The organism is Mongoliibacter sp. (assembly GCF_007692705.1).
Taxonomy (GTDB): Bacteria; Bacteroidota; Bacteroidia; order Cytophagales; family Cyclobacteriaceae; genus Mongoliibacter.
This window is the reverse complement of record NZ_REBN01000124.1, coordinates 44,616-70,903: the sequence shown is the minus strand read 5'-3', so window position 1 is coordinate 70,903 and position 26,288 is coordinate 44,616. Positions and strand designations below refer to the sequence as shown.

Here is a 26,288-nt window from a genome sequence, read left to right as displayed (position 1 = left end):
TCAGATATTGATTTTCTTTTCCAGGTAATATTCTTTTTCACCTTCACTCCAAGTGAGCTTCACTCGCCAATAACCCGCTTTTAGACTTTTAACATCCACTGAATTCACCGCCGAACTGATCATATCGAAACTGATTTTTTGATCTAGGCGGGCATCCGAAGGTCTGAAGAGGTGTAAGGTACCCTTTGATCCTTCTGGAAGTTTTAATAAAAGGCTTTTCAACTGCCCATCATATTCCAAGGCATCACTGGCAATGGCATTAGCATTGATCATCCTGTCAATTTGCTCTTGGTACTTGATTTCTTGTTCATAATAATCCTGTGTCACCAGATGGATATCATCTTGCTTGACACATATAACAACCATAGTAGCCATCACAGCTATAAACCCTACTAATGTGAGTACAATTCCGCTTCCCCAATTCATATTTTCCCTGTTTAGTAATTATTAATTTAATCTTGGGCTATTGGCCCCATAAAGCTTGTTTGAATTTTATCAATCACTTTCCCGTTTTGAGTCAATAAGAGCGTCACTTTTTCCTGTACGGAGACAATCTCTCCTGCATCTTTTACCAGGAAGAAGCGTCCTTCGAACTTGGCTTGTTCTTGAAGAGTCCAATTCTGATCTCCAACAACTTCTATCCTATAAGCTGAATTTTCCGGCTCGAGCTTCACCTCCTGGGGATCAAACGTTTTGTTGATAAATGTAACTTCATAAAGATTACTGATTTCACCAGTATCCCTTGCTTGATAAGTCATACCCCTAAATCTGGTCACTGTAGCAGCCAAATCATCCCTTGTGGCTAAAAGTGCCACAAAAGCACCTACCAATACCAAAAGGAGGAAGGAGTAAATTTTTACTCTTGGTGTAATCAGTTTTTGCGTTTGCTGCATGACACTGTTGTCAGATGCATACCTAATTAAGCCTGTTGGTCTATCAACTTTTAACATAACCTCATCACAGGCATCAATACAGGCAGTACAATTGACACACTCCATCTGCACACCATTTCTTATGTCAATACCGGTCGGGCAAACCTGCACACACAGCGAGCAGTCAACACAATCGCCTTTAGGTTCTTCCTCCACTTTATTTTTCCGGATGGGAGCTCGGGGTTCACCTCTGACATGGTCATAGGTCACATTGATGGAGTTGGCATCTAACAATACTCCCTGAAGCCTTCCATATGGGCATACGACTATGCAAGCCTGCTCTCTAAACCATGAAAAAACAAACAGAAAAACACCTGTAAATGCCATCAAGCCTATAAAGCCAGACAAATTCTCACTTGGAGGCTGGGTAACAATATCAACCACCTGATCAATCCCGATCAAATACGCCATTACTGTATGGGAAATCATGAGAGATATAAAAACAAAAATACCCATCTTGACTCCTTTTTTTCGCAATTTCTCCCCATTCCAAGGCATAGCATTTAGCTTTCTTTGCTGATTGCCCTCCCCCTCAATCCAGTATTCAATCTTCCTGAAAACCATCTCCATGAATAAGGTTTGTGGACAAGCCCAGCCACAAAATACCCTACCAAAAACAGCCGTAAAAAGAATGATAAAGACGAAGAATATCAATAGCAGAAAAATCAATAAATGTGTATCCTGCGGCCAGAAAGCCGCTCCAAAAATGATAAACTTTCTTTCAAAGATATTGAACAACAAATAAGGCCGTCCTCCAACTTTTATAAAAGGACCTGCAAATAATATAGCCAATAAGACCCAAGACAAGTAGGTCCTCCACCTATAAAATTTACCAGATACCTTTTTTGGGTACATCCAGTTCCTTTTCCCATCTTCTTGTAAAGTCCCTATGGAATCCCTGAACTTCTCTGGATTCTGGTTTGGGTTGTTTTTGGCCATTATTGATATGGATTAAGGTAAGGAGGGAGATAAAACATCTCCCTCGCTTTTGTTTTACTGATCTGCTTCTTCTACACCCAACTCTTCTTCGGTCAAGGCATCAGTTGGTTCCTCGATAATTGGCTCATATTTGTCCCCTTGAGGATCTTTTGGATTGGCAGGAGTGGTATTTGTCAAGGTCATGATATAGCTGGAAACCTGTTGCATTTCTATTGGGCTCAGCTGATCTTCCCATGGTATCATTCCTTTTTCGACTACACCATATTTTACTACCTTGAAAATATCCTCAATACTTCCACCATGGATCCAATACTCATCAGTCAGGTTAGGTCCTACTCCACCTCCGCCATCTGAGGCATGACATGCAGCACAGTTGGAATCGTAAATCTTTTTCCCTACAGTAAGTGCCTCTCTTGTCGCATCGAACACCACTGTAGTTTCATCTATATCACTTTCTGCTTTGGCTTTAAAAGCTTCAATTTGAATAGACGCCACTCGAAGCTCCTCTTCATATTCTTCAGCCTGTGTCAACCCCAGTCCCAACACACTGTAATAAGTGAAATACACTACCGCAAAGCCAATTGTCAAATAAAACACATTTGCCAACCAAGGGGGCATGTGATTATCCAATTCTACAATCCCGTCATAACTATGGTCTAACTGAAGGTCCTTTTCCTCTTTACTTCCCACAGGCTTCATTCTGCCCACGATATAATTGAGTTTAAATTCTTCCCACCAGGTAGGTTCATCAGCCAACTCAGGATTTTGCTTTTTGAACACTGCCGACATAAAAGTCATCAGGTAAATCATAAGCACGAGCAAAATCAGAATCACACCTAGAATAATCGCCACAATCACCAATAAGGTCAATTGACTACTATCCATCTGTTTGAATTCCTCTACCCACTGCAATTCGCTTGTTTGGGCAAAACTCGGTATGCACAGTAACATACCCAGCATCATCAAGATTATGGCTTTAAACTTTTTCATAGCTGCTGTTTTTTTGTGAATCCTCGTCAAACGGCAAGTCCTTCATATGATTTATGTAACTTTTATCTGCCTTTATCACCCATATAAACATCCCCACAAAGAAGACCACAAAGATCAGTAAGGATATGATTGGATAGATTTCGATGTTCTCAATGGAACTCAATATGTCCTTTTTCATAGTTTTGGAGGTTATGGGTTTGTGGCTGTTGTTTTTTTAATATCCGTGCCGAGTCGCTGTAAATAAGCAATCAGTGCTACAATTTCAGTATCTGGCATCACTTCGATTCCGGAATCCTTGAGATTCGCTACTATCTGATTGGCTTGAAGTTCTAGGTCAGCATTGGCTTGTGCATCATACCCCTCAGGATAAGGTACTCCAAGCTTTTGCAGCGTCCTGATCTTTGCAGGCAGGTCTTTGTGATCCATGGTGCTGGTCGCCATCCATGGGTATGGAGGCATCAAAGAACCTGGAGACATACTTCGGGGATCCACCATGTGGTGGTAATGCCAACTGTCCGGATACTTACCGCCTACCCTGTGCAAGTCAGGGCCAGTACGCTTTGACCCCCATAAGAAAGGTCTATCATATACAAATTCACCAGCCTTGGAATATTCCCCATAACGTTCTGTCTCTGACCTGAAAGGCCTGATCATCTGAGAGTGACAACCTACACAGCCATGAGAGATATAAAGATCTCTTCCTTGTAACTCTAAAGCAGAGTAAGGAGTCACACTGCTAATGGTTGGAACATTCGACTTGACAAGAATTGTTGGGATGATTTCCACGGCCCCACCGATTGCAATGGCAATAGTTGCCAAAATGGTGAAGAACACAGGCTTTCTTTCCCAGGCCCTATGCCAGAACTCTCCTTTTTCAGAAACGTGTGCTTCAAGAGCAGGAGCTTCGTCAGCTTCTTCCTCCATAAACTTACCTTGCTTGGCAGTTTTCACCATATTATACACCATCAAGAATGCTCCAGAAAGGTATAGCAAACCTCCAAACGCTCTGAGTATATACATAGGAACAATTTGGATGACAGTTTCAAGGAAGTTTGGATAAGCTAATCTCCCAGCTTCAGTAAACTCCTTCCACATTAAAGACTGTGTAAGGGCAGCTACATACATTGGAAGAGCATAGAAAAGAATTCCTATTGTCCCCATCCAAAAGTGGGTATTGGCAAGTTTGTTTGAATAAAGTGTCGTTTTCCACATTTTAGGCCATAGCCAATAAAGCATGGCGAAAGTGAAGAAACCATTCCAACCCAATGCTCCGATATGTACGTGAGCAACAATCCAATCTGTATAGTGTGCAATTGCGTTGACACTTTTGAGAGAAAGTAGAGGACCTTCAAATGTGGCCATACCGTATGCTGTCACAGCGACCACCATAAATTTCAAAACAGGATCAACCCTTACTTTGTCCCAAGCACCTCTCAATGTCAAGAGACCATTGACCATACCACCCCAGGAAGGAGCAATCAACATCACGGAGAAAACGACTCCCAGTATTTGTGCCCACTCTGGTAATGCTGTGTATAGAAGGTGGTGAGGACCTGCCCATATGTATAGGAAGATCAAAGACCAGAAGTGAATTATAGAAAGCTTGTATGAATAAACAGGTCTGTTTGCCGCTTTTGGTAAGTAATAATACATCAAACCAAGGAAGGGCGTGGTCAAGAAGAAAGCTACTGCATTGTGACCGTACCACCACTGTACCAAAGCATCTTGCACGCCTGCATAAGCAGAATAACTTTTGAAGAAAGATACAGGAAGCGCAAGCGAATTAAAGATGTGCAATACTGCTACTGTCACAAAAGAAGCCAGGTAAAACCAAATGGCAACATACATATGCTTTTCTCTTCTTTTGATCAGTGTACCGATCATATTAGCACCAAACGCAACCCAAACCAAAGCTATCAAAATATCAATTGGCCATTCCAATTCTGCATACTCTTTGGAAGAAGTCAATCCTAGAGGCAAAGTAATTACAGCCAATAAAATAATGAATTGCCATCCCCAGAAGTTGATCCAGCTGAGGGCTTTACTCCACATAGGCGCTTTCAGGAGTCTTGGCATTGAATAATAAATCCCTGCGAAAATCGCATTACCTACAAAGGCAAAAATCACCGCATTGGTATGTAGCGGCCTGATTCTTCCATAAGTAGTGTAAGGATTTCCCATGTTGGCTTCGGGGAGAAAGAGCTGCGTTGCTGCAATCACGCCAACCAACATACCAATGAGGCCCCAGGCAATGGTGGCGACCCCAAAGTACTTTACGATCTTATTGTCGTAAGCAAATTTTTCCAGTGTTGTTCCTGACATATTTACTTTGATTTAGGTGTTGGTACTTTTTTGCTTTTGTTTGATTGTTTATTTTCGAATAATATCCTGATGGCAGGAGTATGGTTATCTTCAAATTGCCCTCCCTTCATGGCCCTGAAAAACAGGAACAGAAAGGATCCGGCAAGGATCAGACTTATTGCAATGAGTATGAATATTACTTCCATGGCTAAAATATTTTATCTTTAAGTCCTCGCTTATAGGCAAGGTAATTGGTTGTGACGGTGGTGAACACCACCACTGAAATACTGCTGATAGGCATTAGAATCGCGCAGAATACCGGACTTACAAGACCTTGAACTGCAAAAAACACCCCTACCGTATTGTAAGTAAAGCTCAGTCCAAAACTAGCCTTGATGATTTTTCTGCTCGTTTTGGCAAACTGAAGGAAAGCTGGCAATCTTTCCAGAACAGATGCATCCATAATGGCATCTGAGGCTGGTGAAAAATTGCTCACTTTATCCGTAATGGCTATGCCTATATGACTTTCCTGTAATGCCCCTGCATCGTTGAGACCATCACCAACCATAAGGGTATATGCACCACCCTCATTGAGTGATTTGAGGTATTGAAGTTTATCTTTAGGACTTTGGCTAAAATTCATTTTCACATCTTTTCCAAAGACTTTCTGTAGATTTTCCCGCTCATGGTCTTGATCTCCGGAAAGAAGGTGAATTGATCGGTTTTCTGAAATATCTGCCACCAGCTGCCTTACATTATTTCTCAATCCGCTTTGGATAAAAAAGTAGCCTAGAACATGTCCTTCAATCGCAAAAAAGACCAGGTTGCCTCCTTCAGGGAGGTCTTGCAGGTCAGCCCCTACAAAAGTGGCAGAACCCAATCTTATTTCTTGCATTTTGTAGTCACATCTCAACCCTTTCCCCGGCAATTCTTCCACTAATTGCAGTCCAGCTGCATTTGTTTCTCCGAGCCATGTATTGATCCTATTGCTCAATGCATGTGTTGATTGGCTCACCATTGCTTTGATAAGCGCTTTGGATTCTTGAGAAAGTTCTTCCCCTACGTATGTCACGCGAGCTTGGGAAGGGGAAGTGAGTGTCCCAGTTTTGTCAAAAACAACAGTGTCTGTTTTGGCAAGTTTTTCAATGGCATGCGCATTTTTGAGGTAAAATTTTCCCTGTCCCAATACCCTGAGTGTATTCCCCAAAGTGAAAGGTGTAGACATAGCCAAGGCACACGGACAGGTAATGATCAACACTGATGTAAATGACAGTACACCCAAGGAAACCTGTCCTTGAGAAATCCAGTATACCAAAGCAGCTAAGGCTATAAAAAGTACCGTAAAAGTGAATTTTCCGGAAATCGTATTGGCAAGGGACTCCAAGCCTTTGGTCTTTTCCTTTTCAAATGCCTCACTGTTCCAAAGATCAGTCAGGTACCCTTGGGATGGGGATTTTTGAACCGCTAAGGTTATTGCATTGCCCTTTTGCCTACCACCAGCGTAGATCAACTCACCTTTTTTCTTGATTACAGGAACTTCTTCTCCCGTCACAAAACTGTAATCAATATTGGCATCTCCTTCCAGGAGAATACTGTCTGAGGGGATAAGTTCCTCATTTCTTACCTTGATGAGATCCCCTACATGAAGTTTGACCAAGGGAATAACTTCCTCCCGGTCTGCTATCAGTTTGGTAACTGCTATGGGGAAATAAGACTTGTAATCCCTGTCAAATGAAAGGGTGTCATAAGTTTTTTGCTGGTAATATTTCCCAATCAAAAGGAAAAATAACAGACCCCCAAGGGTATCCATGTATCCCTCGTTTCCTAAAAGGAAAATATCATAAAGGCTATAGGAAAAAAGAGTCACAATACCGATGGCAATCGGTACATCCATATTCACAGCTTTGTTACGAACAGAAATCCAGGCAGACTTATAATAATCTGTAGCAGCATAAAAAAACACCGGCAAGGACAAAAGAACATTCAGGTAATTGAAGGTCTTTTTGAATCCATTCCCCAATAGCTCCGCCTCTGCAAAGTATTCAGGCAAACTGAACAACATCATATTACCGAAGCAAAATCCAGCAACAGCAAGCTTATAGATTAGCTTTTTATCTGTTACTTGGACAGTTTTTTTATCAGCATCTGCCAGGTTTATGGTTGGCTCATAGCCTATTTTGGATAAAAGTTGTACCAAATCCTTCAGACTGATCTTTCTCTGCTTGAATTTGACCTGGACTTTTTTCTTTATAAAATCTACCCTTCCAGATACTACTCCTTCATTGAGTTTATGCAGGTTTTCGAGTAACCATATACAAGATGCACAATGAATCAAGGGTACATTGAATGTTATATGAGTTTCTTCTTCATTCTGAAAGTCTACCAGTCGCCTAACAATATCCTCATCATTCAAGTAATCAAATCGATTGTCTCTTTTGGAGGTATTTTTCTGACTGGAACCTGGTTTTTCTGCTATATCATAGTAGTTACAAAGATCGTTTTCACTCAATACCTCATACACGAGTTTACATCCGGTACAGCAGAAATCCTTGTCATCAAAATGCAGAATTTCATCCTTACAGGATTCCCCGCAATGAAAGCAGTTTTGTGTGCTTGTAGATGGACCAATATGGGCTGATTTGCTCATGTATTTAGTATTGAATAATCAATGTATCGTAGTAAATCAATTCTCAAGAAGAGAGGTAAAATGATAGCTTATTGTACCACATGCCTCCTTTATAGAAGTGAAAAAGAACTTTTGCCAGATCAGCTTGATAGTTTTTGGTAGTTACCAAAAGGGTACATTTATGCTTGACAGCATAGGACCAAAAGTCACCAATCCGATTGAAATTGAATTTGATAAATGAAGTTTCCGCTGTCCTTGAGGCCAAGAGCTGGACCAATTCCTGTTCTTCTCTCTGCTTGGATTTTGGGATAAAGCAAGGTGAAATGATGGTTGCTTTACTTTCACCAATATTTTCTTCAAAAAGATCTATGAAATTCTTAATCAAACTGGCAGATGCCGGAGTCCCATCATAATGGAACAACAGGCTTTCAAAACTCAACTCATCATCAAAAAGCAGTACAGGCACAGAGCAGGGTTCCTTCTGCAAAGGGACTGGTCTATCGAATTGGTGGATCCAATCCAGTATTTCCGGCAGGTGGGCTGTATACAATGATGGCCCTAGCTCCGGACTACACTGCACTCCACTTCCACCTTGATTGAGATGAATAGAAAAACCGCTGGGCAAACGGCCACAGAAATGAGTTGAAACTATTTCTTCTGGAAATGCAAAACCCGACTTAATTTTATTCTCCCCCTGCATAACTTTGATATTTATTGGTACAAATCTAAAAGGGAGGGAATTGGAATTTGGTGACTTCTAGTAGGTCAAAACATGATAAAAGTCATGTTTTGATTCTAGGGCTCTAAATACTCTTTCTACATGCTCATAATTTTCCTAAATTGAGTTTATGGTAAAAATATTTACAACACTCATCATTTTGATTGCAACCAGTTTTCAATCTACTGCACAATCACTTTTTAATGGAAGTTCATTGGATGGCTGGTATATCGACGTCCCTGATTTAGAACTCGATAGCAATTTGAGAATACCATTTATTGTAAGAGAAGGAATGCTTGTAAGTCTCGGTACTCCCATGGGACATTTGATTACCAAAAAAGAATTTGAGGATTATATACTTGAGGTAGAATATAGGTTTCCCGACGAGCCTGGGAATTGTGGTGTTTTGGTTCATGCTTCTACTCCCAGGATGCTTTACAGTTTGTTCCCACAATCTATTGAAGTACAAATGATGCATGGGAATGCTGGTGATTTTTGGTGTATTGGAGAAAATATTGAGGTCCAAAACATGGAAAAAAGAAGAGGCCCCAAAGAAAACTGGGGCGTCACTGAGGGCAAAGAAAGAAGGATAAAAAACCTTACAGATGACTCCGAAAATCCACTTGGAGAATGGAACCATATGACCATAGAATGCAAAGGCGATAATATTACTGTTTGGCTAAATGGTGATCTAGTGAATGAAGGATTTAACGCAACAGCCAAAAAGGGAAAAATTGCTATTCAGGCTGAGGGTTCTGAGGTGGAATTCAGGAAAATTGAAGTCTTCCCACTACAATCAAAATAAAGCAGTTACTTGCATTCTGCCTATATGTACCAACCTCCCCAAACCTTCTGAATTTCTGCCTTCATAAACCACATTCATCTGTAGCCCCTCACCTATTTTTTGCAGCCAATTCAAAGTCCATGTCACATTGCCCCCGACCGTAAGTGCCTGTAGCATTTCATAGCCCGCGGGAGAGTTGGGGATGCCATTATAATCAATGTGTATATACCTAAAGTTGGCATTGATGGTGGTTTTGATGGCCTTTGAATACCTGAAATCTAGTCCAGTTTGATGCAACCTTGCCCTTTCATCTATCTCGGTGTTGGCTACATTTTGTTTGTCAGTGAAATTATAGGTAAACGTAGTTCTAAAAATACTGCTTGGCTGCCATGCCAATTCAGGCCCCAGTCCAGACTGCTCAATATCATAATTCCTATTATCCAAAAAATCAGAGTTTGCAATCCTATTTCCTATTTGGCCTATGACACGCAAGTTGAGGTTGGGATTGAAATTATAACGGGTATTGAGTCTTAAGTCTTTTTGAATTAAATCATCAAAGCCTCCTGCAAGAAGTTGTTTGTTTTGGCTATCGAAAATAGAAAAATCAAATCCATATTTGGCAGAAGCCCTATTGAAGAAAAACGAAGACCTGATGACCTGCCTTACAGATATCAGATCCTCGTCAGCAAAGCCTCCTACAAAAGGGTTGATCCTATCCCAAAACTCACTCGACGTGATTTTCTTCTCAATACTCACACTGCTGGTATTTGAAAAGCGCTGCAAAAACTTTCTCATCCCTCCTTCTTTACGCCAAGCATCAGGAAATTTTGCATTAAGACGGTAATTGAAAATAGTAGTGAAAGCCTGTACAAAGTCTGTTGTCGGCACAAAAACCTTGATGAAATTTTTCTCCTCAGGGTTGATGGCAATATAGAATTCATTCAACTGTTGGATACCATCCCCATTATCATCCCTCCATGCGTGTGTACCTTCCCCGGTAGGTACTGGTAAGAAAACAAACTCTCTTCGGAATTCCCGTCCATTTCCCAAAGCATAACTGAGCTCATTTCTTACATTTCCATTACCCAAAGTACCTAAGTAATCAATTTTGCTAAGAACAGTGGTTTCCTTTTGCTGACCCAATCGCACAAATTGTAGCTCTCTGTAGGTAAAGGTTGCATTGAGGTCATGTCCCTTAAATCTACGCTTCAATCCAAACATGGTCTGAAAAGCTTCAGTATCTGTGGTCAGGATACCTGCAACAGGAAACTTATCTTCTCTAACAGAGGCATTGATGAAAAAGGAGTATGGCAAGGTATCATTACTGTTCAGGTACACCATGTGTTCCAAAAAGTTCATGGCTGTACTTACAACTGAATCTCTTTCGGTATCACTGACGGCATTTCTATCCAACATTAATCGGTAACCTGGCACAAGGACCTTGGACCTGTATTGTACATCACCTGTATACCTCACCCAGGAAGAATTAAGATCTCTTACATCCGAATCCAGGACAAATAAATCATTTTTGACAAAGAATCTCTTGCCCAATTGTTGGTTCCACTTGGCCATATGCTGCGTCCCTGACAAGATGCTGCCTCGGTTCCTAAAATTGAATCGGTAACTGGCCAGGTTATTCAAATCCTTTTGAAACTCAAACTCGGTATTGAAGATCCTTTCATGCCCTGCCAGTTCTGCGTCCTCAGGTCTAAGACTCCAATCTCGGTCAAATTCAATATACCTCAAGCGATCAATAAAACTGAAATCAGCAGAGTTATACTCAAACTCTGTCAAGGCATTGAAGGTATACCCCTTAAACTTCTCAAACTGCCTATTTTGGGAAATCACCCCTGATTTAATTCCAAAGCCCCTATTAGACTCATTGTCTATTTCTGAAAACAGGTTATTATCCTTTTCTGAAAAAGCGAATTCAGTAAAAACTTCTTCATGGCTGCTCAATTTGATCCTCGCTCCTGTGGTAAACATCTGCCTTTTGTTTGGCGCAGGCAGAGGTGAAAGGATGGAATAATTACCTTGTTGTACACCATTTACCCTGGGCCGGAAAACAAATACAGGTCCATTGGCTATCTGTCTATCCCTGACATAATCTCCATTCCCTTGTCCTACCTCGCTGAAGGATACAGCAAAATGGGCTTCTTCAGGATTAGTGGAATATTCATAAAATGTAATTGGCAATCCAGCATCATCCACATCCTGTACCCTTCTATAAAGCACTCTATTTTGATCAAAAGCAACACTATCCACCCTAGGGACTGCAGCTGACTCAATGTCATCGCCTACTGAAGCCAGCAACCTTTTATCCGCATCGGAAAATTCAAAAAACAATGGCCTGTTCCTATTGTCCTGCTCCCTATAAAAGTTCATGTATAAGGAAACTTTGTCGGTCTCTTGAATATGATTAGCTGATATTATTGACCTGGTGAAATTTCTCTCTGCATATTCAAAATCAATCCTCACACGTGAATATTGGGTAATCAGTACATTTGGGGTAAAGGTGATTTCACCCTGATTATAGTCAATTACATAATCATAATTGAAACCTCTTTGCAATTGTTTACCGTCAAGAAATACTTTTTCAGAATTGGCCATGATGATGACAAAGCGTTCATTCTGCGGACCCGGAATCCTATAAGGACCCAATGTCCCTTCACTGATTTCTAAAATAATAGAGGCAAATTTACCTTTTGCTACTGAAGCGGAACCTTGGGATGAAGCGCTCCACTTTTCCCCAATTTTGTAATTTGAGGTCAGCTGCGCCCCTTGCACGTTTTTGTAGTACCGCAAAAATTCTGACTTTCTTTGCTGCAAAACAATGTCCCCTGCGGCCAAATTAAACTTATCATTATACAATTCCACCAGTACATTATCAAAATCCTGGAGTTGCTGTGTATTCCCCTCAGGTTGAAAAGGAACATTTTGATCGGTTATACTTGCTCGTATGTTAAGATTATCCGAAAGTTGGCCACTCATCTGTAAATTGAGGGAAGAATTTACGAACAGGTTTTGGGTATTGCCAAAGGAAACGCCACGGGTCAAATTTCCTGATTTATTCAGGTTTGTTGCAGGAAAAAGCTCCTCCCTGAAATCAAAAGCCGGTGCAGCCTGTACCCGGTTATCCTTAAACATGGCCATGGAATCGTAATCCACCATCAAGGTTCTTTTGGCAGCAGAACTGTGAAAAGCATAGGGGAAAGTCTGGTAGCAAAACAACAATGAATCTGGAAGGGGCTGTTCCTGATCAATTTTTAATTTTCCTGTGCTAAGTGAATAATCAAAGCCAAAAGCTCGTCCTTCCGAATCAGTGACCTTTATAGATTCCTTTTTGATACTGAGAGAATCCAGCACAAACTCACCATTGACTTCTGATGCAGGCAACCACTTACAGGACTCAGACTGGGCAAAGGACTGAGAATAAAGACTCATCAAAAGCAGTAATGGAATGATAAATAAACTCCCTAACCTGATCATAATCACACTCGAAGACCTCGCTAAGGTAATATTTTAAGCCAAACAATTTCAAACCTTAATTTTTAAAGGGCTATTTGTGCATTACCAAATCAAAACTCAGAAAGAAACTTGTACCGATTCCTGGCTGGGTTTCAAACCAAATTTTTCCGCCGGCAGTTTCCACACCACTTTTTGCTATGGCCAAGCCTAAACCTGACCCTTCGGATTTTGTACTGAAATTGGGAATGAAAATTTTGTCTTGAAGTTCTTCAGGAATTCCTTTACCGTTGTCTTTGATCTCTACAATCACCTTGCCTCCCAATTCACGCATAAATACATTTACCACAGGTTTTTTTCTTCCTTCCACCGCCTGAATTCCATTAATGATCAGGTTGGAGATAACCCTCCCAAAAAGCTGATCGTCACCAACTACAGTGAGCGGTATATTATCCGTATAATCTTCAAAAGTCACAGTACCCCTTTCCCTGTTTTTAAACAGCTCTATAGTACTTTTTACAATATTCCTAAAATCCATCAGCTCATTTTTTGGCAATGGCATTTTGGCAAATGTCGAAAATGAAGTTGCAATATCACTTAATGTATCCACTTGGGTGATAAGCGTTTCCACAGGTTTTTTAAGCATTTGAGGGTCGTCCAACTTCCCTGCTGCCTGAAGACGCAGCAAGTGTTGCAGGGTAAGCTTCATTGGGGTAAGCGGATTTTTGATTTCATGAGCGACCTGTTTAGCCATTTCACGCCATGCACTTTCTTTTTCAGTATTGGCCAAGACATTTTTACTTGCCTCTAACTTGAAAAGCATATTGTTGTACTCGTTGACAAGCATACCAATTTCATCCTTGGATGGCCAATACATAGGTTCGTTGTTTTCCAAATCAGTAACTTTCAGTTTTTGGGTCAAAAGCTTAAAAGGAAATGTCAGATTTTTTGAGACAAAATAAGAGACAAACAAAAAGATGATGAACACAAGGACAAAGATATTCAAGATATTACTGAGTACATCTGCGATCAAAATATCAAGCTCATTTTCAGATTCAAAAAACGGAATGGCAATAATAGCCTGGACCTGCTGACCATCTGAGCTTCTAATGGCAGAGTACACAGCTTTATAATTCAGTTTACCTATACTTTCCTCAAGTAAGACAAGATTGTTTTGCCCTTCAATCAATTCTGCGATCGCCATAGGGTTCACATATCTTGTGACTACTCTTTTGTCAAAAATATTGGGTTGGGAACTGGTCATCAGAAAACCTGATTTATCAAATACATTGATTTCTATATTTGCGGTTCCAGCAAGATTGTTAACTTCTTCGAAAAAATCTTCGCGGTCTGCTACCCCAGCACTTTGTTTTTCCATGATCGCAGAAAGGTTATCCTTAACCAATGTGGCTTTTTGGAAATACTGCCTGTGAAGTTCATCCTGATAAGAACTTGCTAAAAGCCCCAATATGATAGCTGAAATGATCAAAATGGGAAAGAAAAAGGCAAAGTTCAGATACATTTGAAGCTTGGTCGCATAGTTGAAATTGAAGCTCCTCAGACCTTTTAACAAGGCATAGATAACCACACTCATAAGAGTGAGAAGGATGTAAAACAAAAAGAAAAGTGAGATATCTGCGAGGATATAATAGATTGAGTAAATCGGAGATGATACAATAACTACTTTTTCATCACTCTTTACACCAAGATGATGGTATTGTTTCTTGTATATACCGGAACTGAACAGGGCGCTGTTATCGAGAAAAGTATGTAAATCCGAAGCTCTATAGTTAAATACCCCAACACCGTATTGCAGCGCACCGTCCAGATACACTGCAAAATCGTAATACCTGTCATTTAAAGAAGCCTGGTAATTCTGATCCATCAACAGCTTAGGAAAGACGGAACCAGGTAAAATCCTGATTTGATTCAGTTCAAGGTAAACGGTTCCCAAAAACACATCATCTCTATAGAGAGGGATAAAAGCATAATATTGATTGCTTCCAATTTCTTCGGTTCCCTTGATAAAATATAAGTCTCTCACTGAAGTGACATAATCACTTTTGACATAGTTGACCCTTAAATCCTGCAGATTTTCTTCATCGGTCCGTTGCAATACGTTATCTCCAGATGCATTAAATACTTTCACCCTTAAGGCATACTGGTCAAAGTAATTTGTCATATGGATCCTTCTGATTTTTCTTTCAATGGGCTCCTTGGACTGTAGTGGGTCTGTAAGGGCATTTTTGATAAAAATATCTTCAGAAATCCTTTTCATAATATCAGAGAGAAAAAACTCAGCCATTACATCGTTTTCTATAAGTTGCTGATTCCCGAAGCGGATTTTGGATTGTTGCTGTCTCTCAAGTAAAACTTCATGCGCTGCAATCCCTGTAACAATTGCGGAAATCAGACAGCCAAAGAAAAATGTAAGGAAGGTATTCAATCCTAACCTGAAAATGTTTTTATGCAATTCAAAGCTGATGATGGAAATCAAAAACAGCAGATGGGTAAGATAAACCAAGAGGTAAATCCAATTAAAAATTGATAGGCCGATGACTATTGGAGTAGAGAATACCAATAGCACTTTAAGTGCATACGTCTTACTTGAAGGCCTATGTTCCAATACCAAGCTTAAGGCTATAATGGAAAACAAAAGGTAACCTGCGCTTCCGAAAAAAACCAATAACAAGCTTATACCTTTGAAATAATCAAATGAGGGGATACTGAGGATATTAAGGTCCCACTGAGCATTACTGAGTATATTGATGTATAAATAATAAAACCCAACTAACAGTACACTGGAGGTGAGATATGCCAACACAAAGAAATACCACCTTTTATATTTTGTACTGAATTCATAGAACCTTTGTGTAAATGAGGGACCCAACAAAATGGCTAGGATCATAGAAAAAGGAATGATCAGGCAAAGCATGTTAAGTAGCAAATCTCCCAAACTGGGATTAAGCAAGGAAGAAGCAAACCGGCTTGAATCAAATAAGCTAAAGTCAAAGTATTCCTGTGGAAAACCAAAAAACAACATGAAGCCCCGGATTGAAAAGAGTATCAGGCATGAGTAAAAAACTGCAATGAATTTTTGTCCCTTTTTCCAAATAGTTTTTACAAAATCAAATCCTGATATCAGAATCAAAAAGAGCAAAGAAAAAAAGAAAACCATCAATGGAATGTTGTTGGTTTGTCCTATAACCTGGTATCCCTGTCCAAAGTTTATTGAAAACAGGTATTCATTTTTGGAACCTTTGACATCTACAAATTCATTTCTCGGTTCAGGACTGATTTCCAACCTATTATTTCCGAATACTGATTTATTAAAACCTGAAGGCAGGTATTCATTTTGGATCTCGCGCTTATTGACCAATGGATATGTTTGAAACAGGATATATCCTTGCTCATTCCTACTAAAGCGCCTCATTTTGGAAAAATAAATTCCTTCCCTATCTTCTAAAATCCTTTGATTTTCCTGTGTTTTTATGTTTTCAAAATCAGGGATATATGAAAAATCAGACCAATAGATAAGTTTGCCGGCCTCGTCGAATAGGTAATAGTTATGATAGGAATCAATACTTAGATTTGAAAAAGTCAGTGCTTCATCAGGCCTGTTTCGCATGAGGATCTCTATAAAATCAAGATCAAACTGAGCTTCTACCTGATTGATTTTTTTTGAAATTGGCTTCAAAAATCTTTCCTCACCCTCCCTGTTGCTGAGCATAAAATTCAAAGCAAGCAACAAGCCTATTCCCAGGACTGCCATCAAGAGGATAAAACGTTTTTTCTTCAGCATAAGCGGGATAAAAGTAAAAAAGCAAAGTCTATATTCAAACTTTGCTTTTTCTTTCAGAATTTCTCTCCTTGGAAGACAAACTTGGATTTCCTCTTTTTTGCTTTTTTATACCACAGATATCCAATTACCATTGCAATCAGGTAGGGCATCATAAAAAGATACATTATACCTGTATTTAAACCTGCCCCAACCGAAGTTTCACCGGTATTGAGGTTGTTTTCTACTGTTGCCCTACACATAGCACACTGAGCCCAAGATTGAACTTGAAAAAACACCGTCAATAGGAATGTGATCGTTAGGCTTTTAATTATTTTCATCTGTCTATAATTATTTTCACTTGTCACTGCGATCTATCGAGTATAGCTAAGGGGACTCGTTAGGATTTCATGATAACTCAGTTACCAATAGGGCTATCCATTTCAATATCATATGTATCATGCCTGTGGCAGAAATGCATGATTTTGTATTAGATTAACGTTGGCTTTTGATTTTTAGTTTAGAAGTTATAGTAAGGGCTGATCATAAGGTACACCAATACTCCCGTAACAGTAACGTACAACCAAATAGGGAAAGCATATTTCACAACCTTCTTATGTTTTTGCCTTTGGTCAGTATAACCGTAGTAATATGCCAAAAGTATAGGGAACAGTGCCACTGCTGCCAATATGATATGGGTAATCAAAATAAAATAGTATACAGATTTTATGAATCCTTCACCACCAAAGGTAGTACTTTCAGCAGCAGCATGATATATAACATAAGATACCAGGAATATCGCTCCCAACCCAAAAGCTGAAGTCATTGATGCCCTATGTAGGGCTATATTTTTTTGCTTGATAAAAATCAAACCCATAATCAATGCAATCGTAGCTGCCGTGTTGATCACAGCATTAAGGTGGGGCAGGAAGTATACCCATTCAGTAGCCACATCCAGCTTGGAAGGCATAAAGAGTAAAACTGCAACAAGTACTGGAACAATCACCGAAATCACGGTGATTAACTTCATAATCCCTTTGTCTTGAGGAGACGTCATTACATCATTTCTTTCCATATATTAATATTTTAGCTTCTAAAATAAGTCTATCAACTTCATCCCTGTTGGTACCACTGTAATATCCTCTTATCCTTCCTAGTTCATCAACAAGCACAAATTTATCACTATGAATAAACTCTTCAGGATCTCCATACCCGTCTAATGTAGGAAGTATAAAACCACATCTTGCCAATTCATAAATATTGGACTTATCACCAGTAAGAAAATGCCATTTATCAGGATTGGCATTATGCCGTTGTGCATACTCTGCCAATACCTCAGGCGTATCATACTCAGGGTCTATAGAGATGGAATAAATTTGAACATCATCTTCATCTCTGAAAGCATCATCGACTCTTTCCATTTCTGTAGACATTACGGGACAGATACTTGGGCATGAAGTGAAAAAGAAATCAACAATAGTAATCTTTCCCTCCATTTCACTCCTACCTATCTGCTGGTTATTTTGCGTAGTAAATCTGAATTCCGGAATATAATGTTGGCCATCTTCCACCACATCACATTCCTGAAAAGGGTTTTCTACCCCATCTTCATATAGAATAGGGATATCATAATGATTGGTACCAAATGATTTTAGAAAAACTATAACCAATACTGGCACCATCAGAACACATACCAACACTAAACCTTGTAATATTCTTATTCCTCTCATACTTTATATAGAGTAAACAAAAAAGTAGGTTGAAGTGTCACACCCCAACCTACTTTTTTTTAAATTATTAATATTATTTTTTACCACCTAATCATAAAGATGTCACTTCCCTCTCTCATCAAAGCTATTACCAACCAAACAAGGAAGATCAAAGGCACAATAATGGAGTAGAACAATGGCTTGGCTTCATCTCCAAGGTGCATAAATTCCATCATAATATATTTAGCCTTCCAAATTGTAAGACCAATAAATATCGCGTAAAGCAATAAACCTCTTGGTAATGTAAATGCAAACACGAATTCAATAGAGGTAAGAATTAAAAGAATACCGGCTGTCTTCCAGATTTTCTTTATTTTCTCTTCATTTCTTGGCGTAACTTCCAAGGTCGATTTATTTTCATCAATTGCCATAATGCTATATTTAAATGTTTTAGATCAAGTAAAAGAAGGTGAAAACGAATACCCAAACCAAATCTACAAAGTGCCAATAAAGGCCTATTTTTTCAATCATTTCATAATGACCTCTTCTTTCATACACTCCGACCGCTGCTTGATAAAACGCCAAGAAGAGTAAGAAGACACCAATAGTAACGTGAAATCCATGAAAACCTGTGATAAAGAAAAAGAGCTGGGCAAAAGCCGCCGGTCCATATTCATTCACGGCAAGATTAGCACCGTAAACTGTTTCTGAAACAACTCTTCCCAAATTATTAACATAAGTAATCATTGATCCACCATCAGTACCATGGATAAAGTGAGACCACTCCCAAGCCTGACAGCTTAGGAAAGTAATTCCACCCAATAATGTCCAAAGCATCCATTTGACCACATCATTTTTATCATTTCTATGACCGGCCTCAACAGCCAAAACCATAGTAACAGAACTCATGATAAGGATAAAAGTCATCAAACCCACAAATGCTAAAGGTACATGCACCCCATGAAGAAAGGGAAGGGCATCGAATACCATTTCAGGTACAGGCCAATATTCATTGGAACCTACAAAAACGTCATCTGGTCCAGCATAAGTGGGATAAGATACCCTGATGGCAGCATAAGCTGTCAAAAAGGCCGCAAATGTAAAGATATCTGAAAGGAGGAAAAACCACATCATTAGTTTTCCATAACTAGCCTTGAGTGGTTCGTTACCACCTCCCCAAGTTCCTCTTTTGGAGCTCACTCCAACAGCAGTCGCAGTCGTTGACATATAAATTAAAATTTACTTTTTAATGATTCAATAACAAGAACATAAATAGATAGATCCAAAGCCCTCCAAGGAAGTGCCAATAGGTAACACACATTTCCATGGTATCAAGATTTTTGGAGTGCACCTTATATCTAAAGGACGAAATTAACACAATAATTAGAAAAATCACACCGCTTACCAAGTGTAATGCATGCAATCCCGTGAAAACATACAAAAATGACCCTGCAGGATTACCTACAAAGAACACATCTCTATCTACTAAAGCGGTCCAACTGTACCACTGTCCTATCAGGAAAATAAGCCCTAAAACAGAGGTGAGTATCATACCTGCCCTAACTTTAGCCAAATTGTCTTTTGTAGCAGCAAAATATGCATAGTGCAACGTTATGCTACTTAAGACAATAATTCCTGTAGTATAATAAAATATATCAGGAAGCTCAAATTCCAACCAATTTCCTTCAGCTTGGCGTACAATATAAGCACTTGTCAAAGAGGCAAATATCATCACAACAGTCACGATGAAAAGCCATAAGGCAAATTTCTTCGGATGCATGGAGATGGGCTGTTCAGCTCCTTCTATGTAAGCATATTTTTCTTCCATGATTTAAACTTTATCCAATAAAAACGCAATCTGCACTATTGGTAAGTACAAGAACGATCCAAACATAATTTTCAAGGCTGATTTTCTGGAGCAATCTCTCATCAAAGAGAAAGTCTGCGCCAAAAATAAAACCCCACATATAGTGACAATTACTGCCGAATTGATTCCTGTCAGTCCAAAATACATTGGCAGCAGACCTAAAGGAATCAAGAACAAGGTATAAATCATGATTTGAATAGCAGTATTGAGATCCTTCTTTCCACCGCTAGGCAATAATTTGAAACCAGCATTTTTGTAATCCTCATCTCCAACCCAAGCAATCGCCCAAAAGTGTGGAAATTGCCAGATAAATTGAATGCCGAAAATAATTAAAGCCTCAACACTAATTGAACCAGTAGCTGCTGTCCAACCCAATAAAGGAGGCATAGCTCCTGGAATTGCACCAACAAAAACAGCTATAGGACCAACACGTTTCAATGGTGTGTAGACAAATATATACAACACCATGCTCAACACTCCTAAGAGTGTTGTCAACGGATTTGTGAATATCCATAAAATTGAAATACCCAGAATTGCTGTAATCGTAGTGAACCAATACGCTTCCTGAAGGGATATTTGTTTCATCGGCAAAGGACGATTTTCTGTCCTTTTCATCAACTTGTCATAATCTTTTTCAAGAATTTCATTGGCTGCACCCGAGGCTCCTGTTATCAAAAACCCTCCGGCTATTAAAGCAAAGAATGCTCCCCATGAAAACATTGATCCTGTATCACCCAAGATGAAGCCAAAACCAGCAGAGAAGGTAACTAAAGCCGAAAGCCTTAACTTAATCAACTCAAGATAAGCCTTGCCTCTAAAGGCAATTGCATCAAGTAATGTATTTTCCGAAATATTAATAGTTCTCATGAACCGATATTTTCTAGTTGTAATTTCTTTTGGTCATTCAGCTGAAGTAATAAAACGAACTGAACACCAATTATTAGTGAACCAAATAACAAGTGTATAGGCTGAAGGAAGGCCGGTATGGCAAAATATGCCATTCCAATACCTGTAAATATTTCAAGCCCAATAATCCCCAATAATATCAAGGACCACTTGTATAACATGGTATTTCTTAATGAGTATTTATATACTTTATATATAAATAAAATATGAACACCCAATAGAAGCAAGGAATAAGATCTGTGAATATAGAATGGAAGACCTAACCTCTCTACCCATTCTGACCTTAGCAAGTACCCAAGTTCAAATGCTACCTTATCAATTTCTTCCCTAACCTGAGTTCCTAGTACTATTTGAACTATCATCAGGATAAAGCCTACAAGTAAGATATAATATAATCTATTCGGCTTTTCAGTGGCATATCCAGTTTTGGTTGCTAACCTGTAGGAACTATAATAAGTATATAGCAAAAGACAAACTATTACCAAAGCTAATACCATGTGTAAGGTAATCATCCAAGGTAATAAGTTAGTAGACACCACAATTGAACCTATCCAAGCTTGGAAGAGCACCAAGAACAGATTGAAAACAGAAATTATAGTAATTTTCTTATCAACCTTCCACAGAGACAAGGATCTGTAAACTGTTATCAGAACCAAAATCCCAATAACCGCTCCCAATAACCTATTAAGATATTCTATCCAGGTTTTAACTGGATTAAATTCTTCTTCAATAAGAATTGACTTGTCGTTTCTGATTTCTTCCGCTTTCTTTTGAAATCCAAGACGATCTAATTGAGCAACAAACTTTTCATTCTTCTTAACCCTTTTGGCTAAGTATATGTCCTGATAATCATTTGGGAGCTGATTCACGCTTGTAGGCGGAACCAAACTCCCAAAACATTTTGGCCAATCAGGGCATCCCATACCGGAACCCGTACTTCGTACTACCCCTCCGACCAATATCAGAAAATAAACAGCAATCACAGTGATCAAACTGATACTGCGAAAGCTATATATGGATTTAAGAATTTGTGGATTCATTCGCAACTAAAACTGCCTCCTCCTCTGCTATAATTTCCTTCTCCAATTTAACAAGTTCCTGTTCGTGAGGAAGATTGGATTCAGGTGTGGCAGACAAAGGTACTGTTTGAGGGATATAATCCTCGGCAGCTCCTGGTTTTGAATAATCGTAAGGCCATCTGTATACAGAAGGGATTTCTCCAGGCCAGTTACCATGCTGTGGGTGCAATGGTGTAGTCCACTCCAAGGTATTTGATCTCCAAGGATTTAATGTTGCAACACGTCCTCTATACATAGAATAGAAGAAATTGAACAAGAAAATCAACTGAGCACCGAAGGTAAGAATTGCCGCAACAGAAACGAACAAGTTCAAATCAGTATACATATTTGAGAATTCAAAGCCTGTCCAAGAGTAATACCTTCTAGGAAAACCTGCTATACCAATGTAGTGCATTGGGAAGAATACCAAATAAACTCCTATGAACGTCGCCCAGAAGTGTACATATCCAAGCCTCGCATCCATCATTCTACCAAACATTTTTGGGAACCAATGGTAAACACCCGCCATCAATCCGAAGAAAGATGCTGAACCCATTACCAAATGGAAGTGAGCCACTACGAAATAGGTATCGTGCAATTGAATATCAATAGCGGAGTTACCCAGGAATATCCCTGTCAAACCACCTGAGATAAAGAAGGACACAAGACCAATAGAAAACAACATACCTGGTGTGAAAATTAGATTTCCTCTCCAAAGTGTTGTTAAGTAATTAAATACTTTAACCGCAGATGGGATCGCAATAATCAATGTAAGGAACATAAAGATTGATCCTAAGAAAGGATTCAAACCTGAAACGAACATGTGGTGCGCCCAAACAACAAATGATAGAATGGTAATCCCTAGCATGGAGATGATCATTGCTTTATAACCAAATATTGGTTTTCTCGCATTAGTGGCAATTACCTCTGAAGTGATACCTAGTGCTGGCAACAATACAATATATACTTCAGGGTGACCTAAGAACCAGAAAAGGTGCTGATACAATACTGGACTACCTCCTGTATTTGGCAAAGCTTCACCTCCAATGTAGATATCGGAAAGGTAAAAACTGGTTCCAAAACTTCTATCAAAAACCAACAACAAAGCAGCAGAAAACAAAACAGGGAATGACAATAAACCAATGACAGCAGTCAAAAAGAAAGCCCAAATGGTCAAAGGAAGCCTTGAGAAGGACATCCCTTTTGTTCTCAAGTTAATTACTGTAGTGATATAATTGATACCACCAAGTAGTGAAGACGCTATAAAGAAAGTCATTGATATCAACCATAGAGTCATACCTAATCCTGAACCTGGTATAGCCTGTTCTAGGGCAGATAGGGGTGGATAAACAACCCAACCTCCACCAGCAGGACCAGTTTCTATAAATAGAGACACGAACATGATTACACCAGATACAAAGAAGAACCAATACGACAACATGTTCATAAAACCTGAAGCCATATCTCTAGCACCAATTTGAAGTGGAATCAAGAAATTCGAGAAAGTTCCTGACAAACCTGCGGTAAGCACAAAGAAAACCATGATTGTACCGTGCATTGTAACTAAAGCAAGATAAAATTCAGGATCAAGTGCTCCATCAGGGGTTATCCAACCTCCTAGGATAGGTCTTAACCACTCTAAGCTCATATCTGGGAAACCCAATTGAAGCCTAAATATTAAGGAAAGAAGACCACCGATAATTGCCCAGAAAATACCCGTAACCAAAAACTGCTTACCGATCATTTTATGATCAGTAGTGAAAATGTATTTGGTTATAAAATTGTCGTGGTGCTCATGATCATGATGATCATGTGCTGCATCACTCTGAGAAGCTACACTAGCTGTTGCCATATTTGTTTAATTTAATTACTTATGTTCGCTGATTGTTATTTCAGCTAATTCTTTCAATTCCGCTGGAAGGTTCTCAACCAGAGACGGGTTGTTGACTATATAAGGCTTCTGTTCGGAAACCCACTTCCTGAATTCATCAGGCTCAACAACTCTAATTTCTTTTCTCATCGCATTGTGACCTCTACCGCAGATTTCGGTACATGCAATTTCATATACAAACTCTTCATTTCCAGTCTCTCTACGCATTTCTTCAGTTGTTTTAGTAGGAGTAAACCAGAATCTTGTCGGCATACCAGGTACTGCATCCATTTTCAATCTCATATGTGGAGCAAAAACAGAATGCAAAACATCACGTGCTCTAATTTTAAATAGCACAGGCTCACCTTTAGGAATAACCACTACAGGAGACATGAAATCATCTAGGGAATTTTTATCAGTAAAATCAACACCTGAAACATTGCTTGCAGATGTTAATCTATAATCATGCTCACCTAGAGTATTATCCATTCCAGGATATCTAACTTCCCATGCAAACTGATAACCTAAAATCTCAACAACATGTGAGTTCTCAGGAGCAGGTGCGGTAATATCAGACCAAGCTCTCCAACCACCAATAACAAGAACAGTTAAAACTATTGCCGGAACAATGGTCCAAATCACTTCAAGTTTGTTATTGTCAGGATAAAAAGAAGCTTTTCTTCCTTCTTTCCACTGGTACTTATAAGGGAACCAGAAAAGAAGAATATGAGTAACAATAAATATAAAACCAGTCACGGCCATTGTAATCCAAAATAACTGATCTGTTACTTCACCATGCTCTGATGCTATGGGCAATTGATAGTTGTCAAATTCCTTGATGGAGTACCAGAACATTAAACCTCCAGCACCAACGAGAAACACGATAAACATCAAAGCATTGATTTTATTACTGCTTGATGCTATCTTTTTATCACTTCCCTTAACAACTGAGACAAGTGTTTGGATTCTATATACCATCCAAATAATGGACAAGAGTAATAAAGAACCTATAGCAATTAGAAATCCGTACATAATTTTAAATTTTTCGGATAATTAAATATGATGATGATAACTCTCTTCCAACATAGGATGATTTTTAGCAACTAGAGGTTTTTTGGCAAGGCCTCCGAGCACAACAAGTGCAACTGCAGAACCATAAACCAAGAACATTCCAAGTTCCATTAAACCAAATCCACCATTTTGTCCAAGAGTACCGGGTTGAACCATCAAGAAGAAGTCAAACCAGTGTCCAAGGATAATAAGAGAACAGACTACCTTTAAGAAGATAGCGTGTCTCTTCGCATCTCTTGTCATAAGAACAAGGAAGGGTAGAAAGAAGTTTAGCACTAGGTTTACAAAAATGAACGGGCTGTACACGTCACTCTCCAATCTTTCAACGAAGTATACAGATTCCTCTGGAATATTGGCATAATAGATCAGTAAGAACTGAGAGAACCAGATATAAGTCCAGAAAATAGAGAATGCAAAAACAAATTTACCCAAATCATGAACATGGTTTTCATTTACCATTGCGAGGTAGCCGTTTTCCCTAAGATAAACAACTACTAGAGTGATAGCAGAAAGTCCTGCCACAAACCATGAAGCGAAGACATACCATCCAAACATGGTAGAGAACCAGTGCGTATCAATTGACATCACCCAATCCCAAGCAGAAATAGATGAAGAGACTGCAAAGAACACAAGGAACAAAGCAGACCATTTTCTTATTTTACCCCAATAGCTTGTTCCACCATGAATATCTTCTTCATAAGCAAGGTTTTTAAGTTTATTGAAGAAAAACACCCAGAAACCAAAGAAAACAACTAATCTGATGACAAAGAATAAAGGAAAGGTTCCTTTTTCCATAGGCCAATAAAAATAACTCCCTTTACCGTCTATGATTTTATCATAATGGGAATCGTTTGGATCGAAAAGATCGCTATGTGTCCAGTGGAAGATATCATGATTTACAATAAAGAAACTTACGAGCATCAATACGGCCGCAAATGGCAACCAATATCCGAACGAAAGCATTACTCTCAGAATTCCTGCAGACCATCCGGCTTGTGCAGCATATTGAATGGCAAAAAAGAATACACCGATAACAGCAATTCCTGTGAAATAAACATTGTTTATCCAAAGATTGGCAAAGAATCTTTGATACCAGTGATAAGCATGATCCCCACCTTCTGCATGGTCATTCCCACCGCCAAACATGGCCATGACAATTCCAATAACAAGGATAAGGGCACCTATACCCAACACCGTCATGATTGACTTCTTCAGCCCTGCTGTGAACTCAAATTTTTGATCCAAATTGTAGTTTGTAGTGCTATGAGCCATGA

22 protein-coding genes are annotated in these 26,288 nt (G+C 39.2%); 1 reads left to right on the top strand and 21 read right to left on the bottom strand.

Features of this window, described 5'->3' with window-relative positions:
* Genes EA341_RS06335 through EA341_RS06300 form a run of 8 tightly spaced genes read right to left on the bottom strand, consistent with a single transcriptional unit; the run spans position 1 to position 8,488 of the window.
* On the bottom strand, positions 1-426 hold the full coding sequence (locus EA341_RS06335) for a FixH family protein (protein ID WP_293012387.1): 426 nt from the start codon (positions 424-426) through the stop codon (positions 1-3).
* 26 nt (positions 427-452) lie between these two features.
* The gene (gene ccoG / locus EA341_RS06330) at positions 453-1,871 is read right to left on the bottom strand and encodes a cytochrome c oxidase accessory protein CcoG (RefSeq protein WP_293012386.1); all 1,419 of its coding nucleotides are present in this window, start codon (positions 1,869-1,871) and stop codon (positions 453-455) included.
* A gap of 54 nt (positions 1,872-1,925) precedes the next feature.
* Positions 1,926-2,861 carry a cbb3-type cytochrome c oxidase N-terminal domain-containing protein gene (locus EA341_RS06325; protein WP_293012385.1) on the bottom strand — a complete coding sequence of 312 codons (936 nt, stop codon included), beginning with the start codon at positions 2,859-2,861 and terminating at the stop codon, positions 1,926-1,928.
* Complete coding sequence (locus EA341_RS06320; RefSeq protein WP_293012384.1) at positions 2,848-3,039, bottom strand: cbb3-type cytochrome c oxidase subunit 3; 192 nt, start codon at positions 3,037-3,039, stop codon at positions 2,848-2,850. Before EA341_RS06320 ends, EA341_RS06325 begins: the two co-directional genes overlap by 14 nt.
* Before the next feature lie 11 nt (positions 3,040-3,050).
* The gene (gene ccoN, locus EA341_RS06315) at positions 3,051-5,183 is read right to left on the bottom strand and encodes a cytochrome-c oxidase, cbb3-type subunit I (RefSeq protein ID WP_293012383.1); all 2,133 of its coding nucleotides are present in this window, start codon (positions 5,181-5,183) and stop codon (positions 3,051-3,053) included.
* 2 nt (positions 5,184-5,185) lie between these two features.
* A complete protein-coding gene (ccoS, locus tag EA341_RS06310) occupies positions 5,186-5,368 on the bottom strand; it encodes a cbb3-type cytochrome oxidase assembly protein CcoS (RefSeq protein WP_293012382.1) in 183 nt (60 codons plus the stop codon).
* A gap of 2 nt (positions 5,369-5,370) precedes the next feature.
* Positions 5,371-7,809, bottom strand: coding sequence for a heavy metal translocating P-type ATPase metal-binding domain-containing protein (locus EA341_RS06305; protein ID WP_293012381.1), 2,439 nt, complete (start codon positions 7,807-7,809; stop codon positions 5,371-5,373).
* A 43-nt stretch (positions 7,810-7,852) separates the two neighbouring features.
* Positions 7,853-8,488 (bottom strand): hypothetical protein, encoded by a 636-nt coding sequence (locus EA341_RS06300; protein ID WP_293012379.1) that lies wholly within the window; start codon positions 8,486-8,488, stop codon positions 7,853-7,855.
* A 148-nt stretch (positions 8,489-8,636) separates the two neighbouring features.
* On the opposite strand from EA341_RS06300, the gene EA341_RS06295 reads away from it, so the two are divergent.
* Positions 8,637-9,311, top strand: coding sequence for a DUF1080 domain-containing protein (locus EA341_RS06295; protein ID WP_293012378.1), 675 nt, complete (start codon positions 8,637-8,639; stop codon positions 9,309-9,311).
* Here EA341_RS06295 and EA341_RS06290 read toward each other — a convergent pair.
* From EA341_RS06290 to EA341_RS06230, 13 genes are all read right to left on the bottom strand, one after another.
* Positions 9,303-12,779, bottom strand: coding sequence for a hypothetical protein (locus tag EA341_RS06290; protein ID WP_293012377.1), 3,477 nt, complete (start codon positions 12,777-12,779; stop codon positions 9,303-9,305). The two genes, EA341_RS06295 and EA341_RS06290, sit on opposite strands and share 9 nt — an antisense overlap.
* Positions 12,780-12,849: 70 nt before the next feature.
* Entirely contained in the window at positions 12,850-16,557 is a 3,708-nt protein-coding gene (locus tag EA341_RS06285) for an ATP-binding protein (RefSeq protein WP_293012376.1), read from the bottom strand.
* A 53-nt stretch (positions 16,558-16,610) separates the two neighbouring features.
* On the bottom strand, positions 16,611-16,874 hold the full coding sequence (locus EA341_RS06280; protein ID WP_293012375.1) for a hypothetical protein: 264 nt from the start codon (positions 16,872-16,874) through the stop codon (positions 16,611-16,613).
* A gap of 179 nt (positions 16,875-17,053) precedes the next feature.
* A complete protein-coding gene (locus EA341_RS06275) occupies positions 17,054-17,608 on the bottom strand; it encodes a DUF420 domain-containing protein (RefSeq protein WP_293012374.1) in 555 nt (184 codons plus the stop codon).
* The gene (locus EA341_RS06270) at positions 17,595-18,263 is read right to left on the bottom strand and encodes an SCO family protein (protein ID WP_293012373.1); all 669 of its coding nucleotides are present in this window, start codon (positions 18,261-18,263) and stop codon (positions 17,595-17,597) included. The genes EA341_RS06275 and EA341_RS06270 overlap by 14 nt, the downstream gene beginning before the upstream one ends.
* Positions 18,264-18,343: 80 nt before the next feature.
* Positions 18,344-18,673 (bottom strand): cytochrome C oxidase subunit IV family protein, encoded by a 330-nt coding sequence (locus EA341_RS06265; RefSeq protein WP_293012372.1) that lies wholly within the window; start codon positions 18,671-18,673, stop codon positions 18,344-18,346.
* Between the two features lie 19 nt (positions 18,674-18,692).
* A complete protein-coding gene (locus EA341_RS06260) occupies positions 18,693-19,469 on the bottom strand; it encodes a cytochrome c oxidase subunit 3 (RefSeq protein ID WP_293012371.1) in 777 nt (258 codons plus the stop codon).
* 19 nt (positions 19,470-19,488) lie between these two features.
* Positions 19,489-20,070 (bottom strand): cytochrome c oxidase subunit 3, encoded by a 582-nt coding sequence (locus EA341_RS06255; protein WP_293012370.1) that lies wholly within the window; start codon positions 20,068-20,070, stop codon positions 19,489-19,491.
* A 3-nt stretch (positions 20,071-20,073) separates the two neighbouring features.
* A complete protein-coding gene (gene cyoE / locus EA341_RS06250; RefSeq protein WP_293012369.1) occupies positions 20,074-20,976 on the bottom strand; it encodes a heme o synthase in 903 nt (300 codons plus the stop codon).
* Positions 20,973-22,055 (bottom strand): heme A synthase, encoded by a 1,083-nt coding sequence (locus tag EA341_RS06245; RefSeq protein WP_293012368.1) that lies wholly within the window; start codon positions 22,053-22,055, stop codon positions 20,973-20,975. The genes cyoE and EA341_RS06245 overlap by 4 nt, the downstream gene beginning before the upstream one ends.
* Positions 22,036-23,925 carry a cbb3-type cytochrome c oxidase subunit I gene (locus tag EA341_RS06240; RefSeq protein ID WP_293012367.1) on the bottom strand — a complete coding sequence of 630 codons (1,890 nt, stop codon included), beginning with the start codon at positions 23,923-23,925 and terminating at the stop codon, positions 22,036-22,038. Before EA341_RS06240 ends, EA341_RS06245 begins: the two co-directional genes overlap by 20 nt.
* 15 nt (positions 23,926-23,940) lie before the next feature.
* Entirely contained in the window at positions 23,941-24,975 is a 1,035-nt protein-coding gene (locus EA341_RS06235; RefSeq protein ID WP_293012366.1) for a cytochrome c oxidase subunit II, read from the bottom strand.
* Positions 24,976-24,996: 21 nt separating this feature from the next.
* Positions 24,997-26,286, bottom strand: a complete 1,290-nt coding sequence (locus EA341_RS06230) for a quinol:cytochrome C oxidoreductase (RefSeq protein ID WP_293012365.1) — start codon at positions 26,284-26,286, stop codon at positions 24,997-24,999.
* Positions 26,287-26,288 lie beyond the last annotated feature (2 nt).

Excerpts from the sequence above, each read along its gene's own strand:
- EA341_RS06335 (WP_293012387.1), bottom strand. The coding sequence starts at position 426 with ATGAATTGGGGAAGCGGAATTGTACTCACATTAGTAGGGTTTATAGCT.
- ccoG (WP_293012386.1), bottom strand. The coding sequence starts at position 1,871 with ATGGCCAAAAACAACCCAAACCAGAATCCAGAGAAGTTCAGGGATTCC.
- EA341_RS06325 (WP_293012385.1), bottom strand. The coding sequence starts at position 2,861 with ATGAAAAAGTTTAAAGCCATAATCTTGATGATGCTGGGTATGTTACTG.
- EA341_RS06320 (WP_293012384.1), bottom strand. The coding sequence starts at position 3,039 with ATGAAAAAGGACATATTGAGTTCCATTGAGAACATCGAAATCTATCCA.
- ccoN (WP_293012383.1), bottom strand. The coding sequence starts at position 5,183 with ATGTCAGGAACAACACTGGAAAAATTTGCTTACGACAATAAGATCGTA.
- ccoS (WP_293012382.1), bottom strand. The coding sequence starts at position 5,368 with ATGGAAGTAATATTCATACTCATTGCAATAAGTCTGATCCTTGCCGGA.
- EA341_RS06305 (WP_293012381.1), bottom strand. The coding sequence starts at position 7,809 with ATGAGCAAATCAGCCCATATTGGTCCATCTACAAGCACACAAAACTGC.
- EA341_RS06300 (WP_293012379.1), bottom strand. The coding sequence starts at position 8,488 with ATGCAGGGGGAGAATAAAATTAAGTCGGGTTTTGCATTTCCAGAAGAA.
- EA341_RS06295 (WP_293012378.1), top strand. The coding sequence starts at position 8,637 with ATGGTAAAAATATTTACAACACTCATCATTTTGATTGCAACCAGTTTT.
- EA341_RS06290 (WP_293012377.1), bottom strand. The coding sequence starts at position 12,779 with ATGATCAGGTTAGGGAGTTTATTTATCATTCCATTACTGCTTTTGATG.
- EA341_RS06285 (WP_293012376.1), bottom strand. The coding sequence starts at position 16,557 with ATGCTGAAGAAAAAACGTTTTATCCTCTTGATGGCAGTCCTGGGAATA.
- EA341_RS06280 (WP_293012375.1), bottom strand. The coding sequence starts at position 16,874 with ATGAAAATAATTAAAAGCCTAACGATCACATTCCTATTGACGGTGTTT.
- EA341_RS06275 (WP_293012374.1), bottom strand. The coding sequence starts at position 17,608 with ATGGAAAGAAATGATGTAATGACGTCTCCTCAAGACAAAGGGATTATG.
- EA341_RS06270 (WP_293012373.1), bottom strand. The coding sequence starts at position 18,263 with ATGAGAGGAATAAGAATATTACAAGGTTTAGTGTTGGTATGTGTTCTG.
- EA341_RS06265 (WP_293012372.1), bottom strand. The coding sequence starts at position 18,673 with ATGGCAATTGATGAAAATAAATCGACCTTGGAAGTTACGCCAAGAAAT.
- EA341_RS06260 (WP_293012371.1), bottom strand. The coding sequence starts at position 19,469 with ATGTCAACGACTGCGACTGCTGTTGGAGTGAGCTCCAAAAGAGGAACT.
- EA341_RS06255 (WP_293012370.1), bottom strand. The coding sequence starts at position 20,070 with ATGGAAGAAAAATATGCTTACATAGAAGGAGCTGAACAGCCCATCTCC.
- cyoE (WP_293012369.1), bottom strand. The coding sequence starts at position 20,976 with ATGAGAACTATTAATATTTCGGAAAATACATTACTTGATGCAATTGCC.
- EA341_RS06245 (WP_293012368.1), bottom strand. The coding sequence starts at position 22,055 with ATGAATCCACAAATTCTTAAATCCATATATAGCTTTCGCAGTATCAGT.
- EA341_RS06240 (WP_293012367.1), bottom strand. The coding sequence starts at position 23,925 with ATGGCAACAGCTAGTGTAGCTTCTCAGAGTGATGCAGCACATGATCAT.
- EA341_RS06235 (WP_293012366.1), bottom strand. The coding sequence starts at position 24,975 with ATGTACGGATTTCTAATTGCTATAGGTTCTTTATTACTCTTGTCCATT.
- EA341_RS06230 (WP_293012365.1), bottom strand. The coding sequence starts at position 26,286 with ATGGCTCATAGCACTACAAACTACAATTTGGATCAAAAATTTGAGTTC.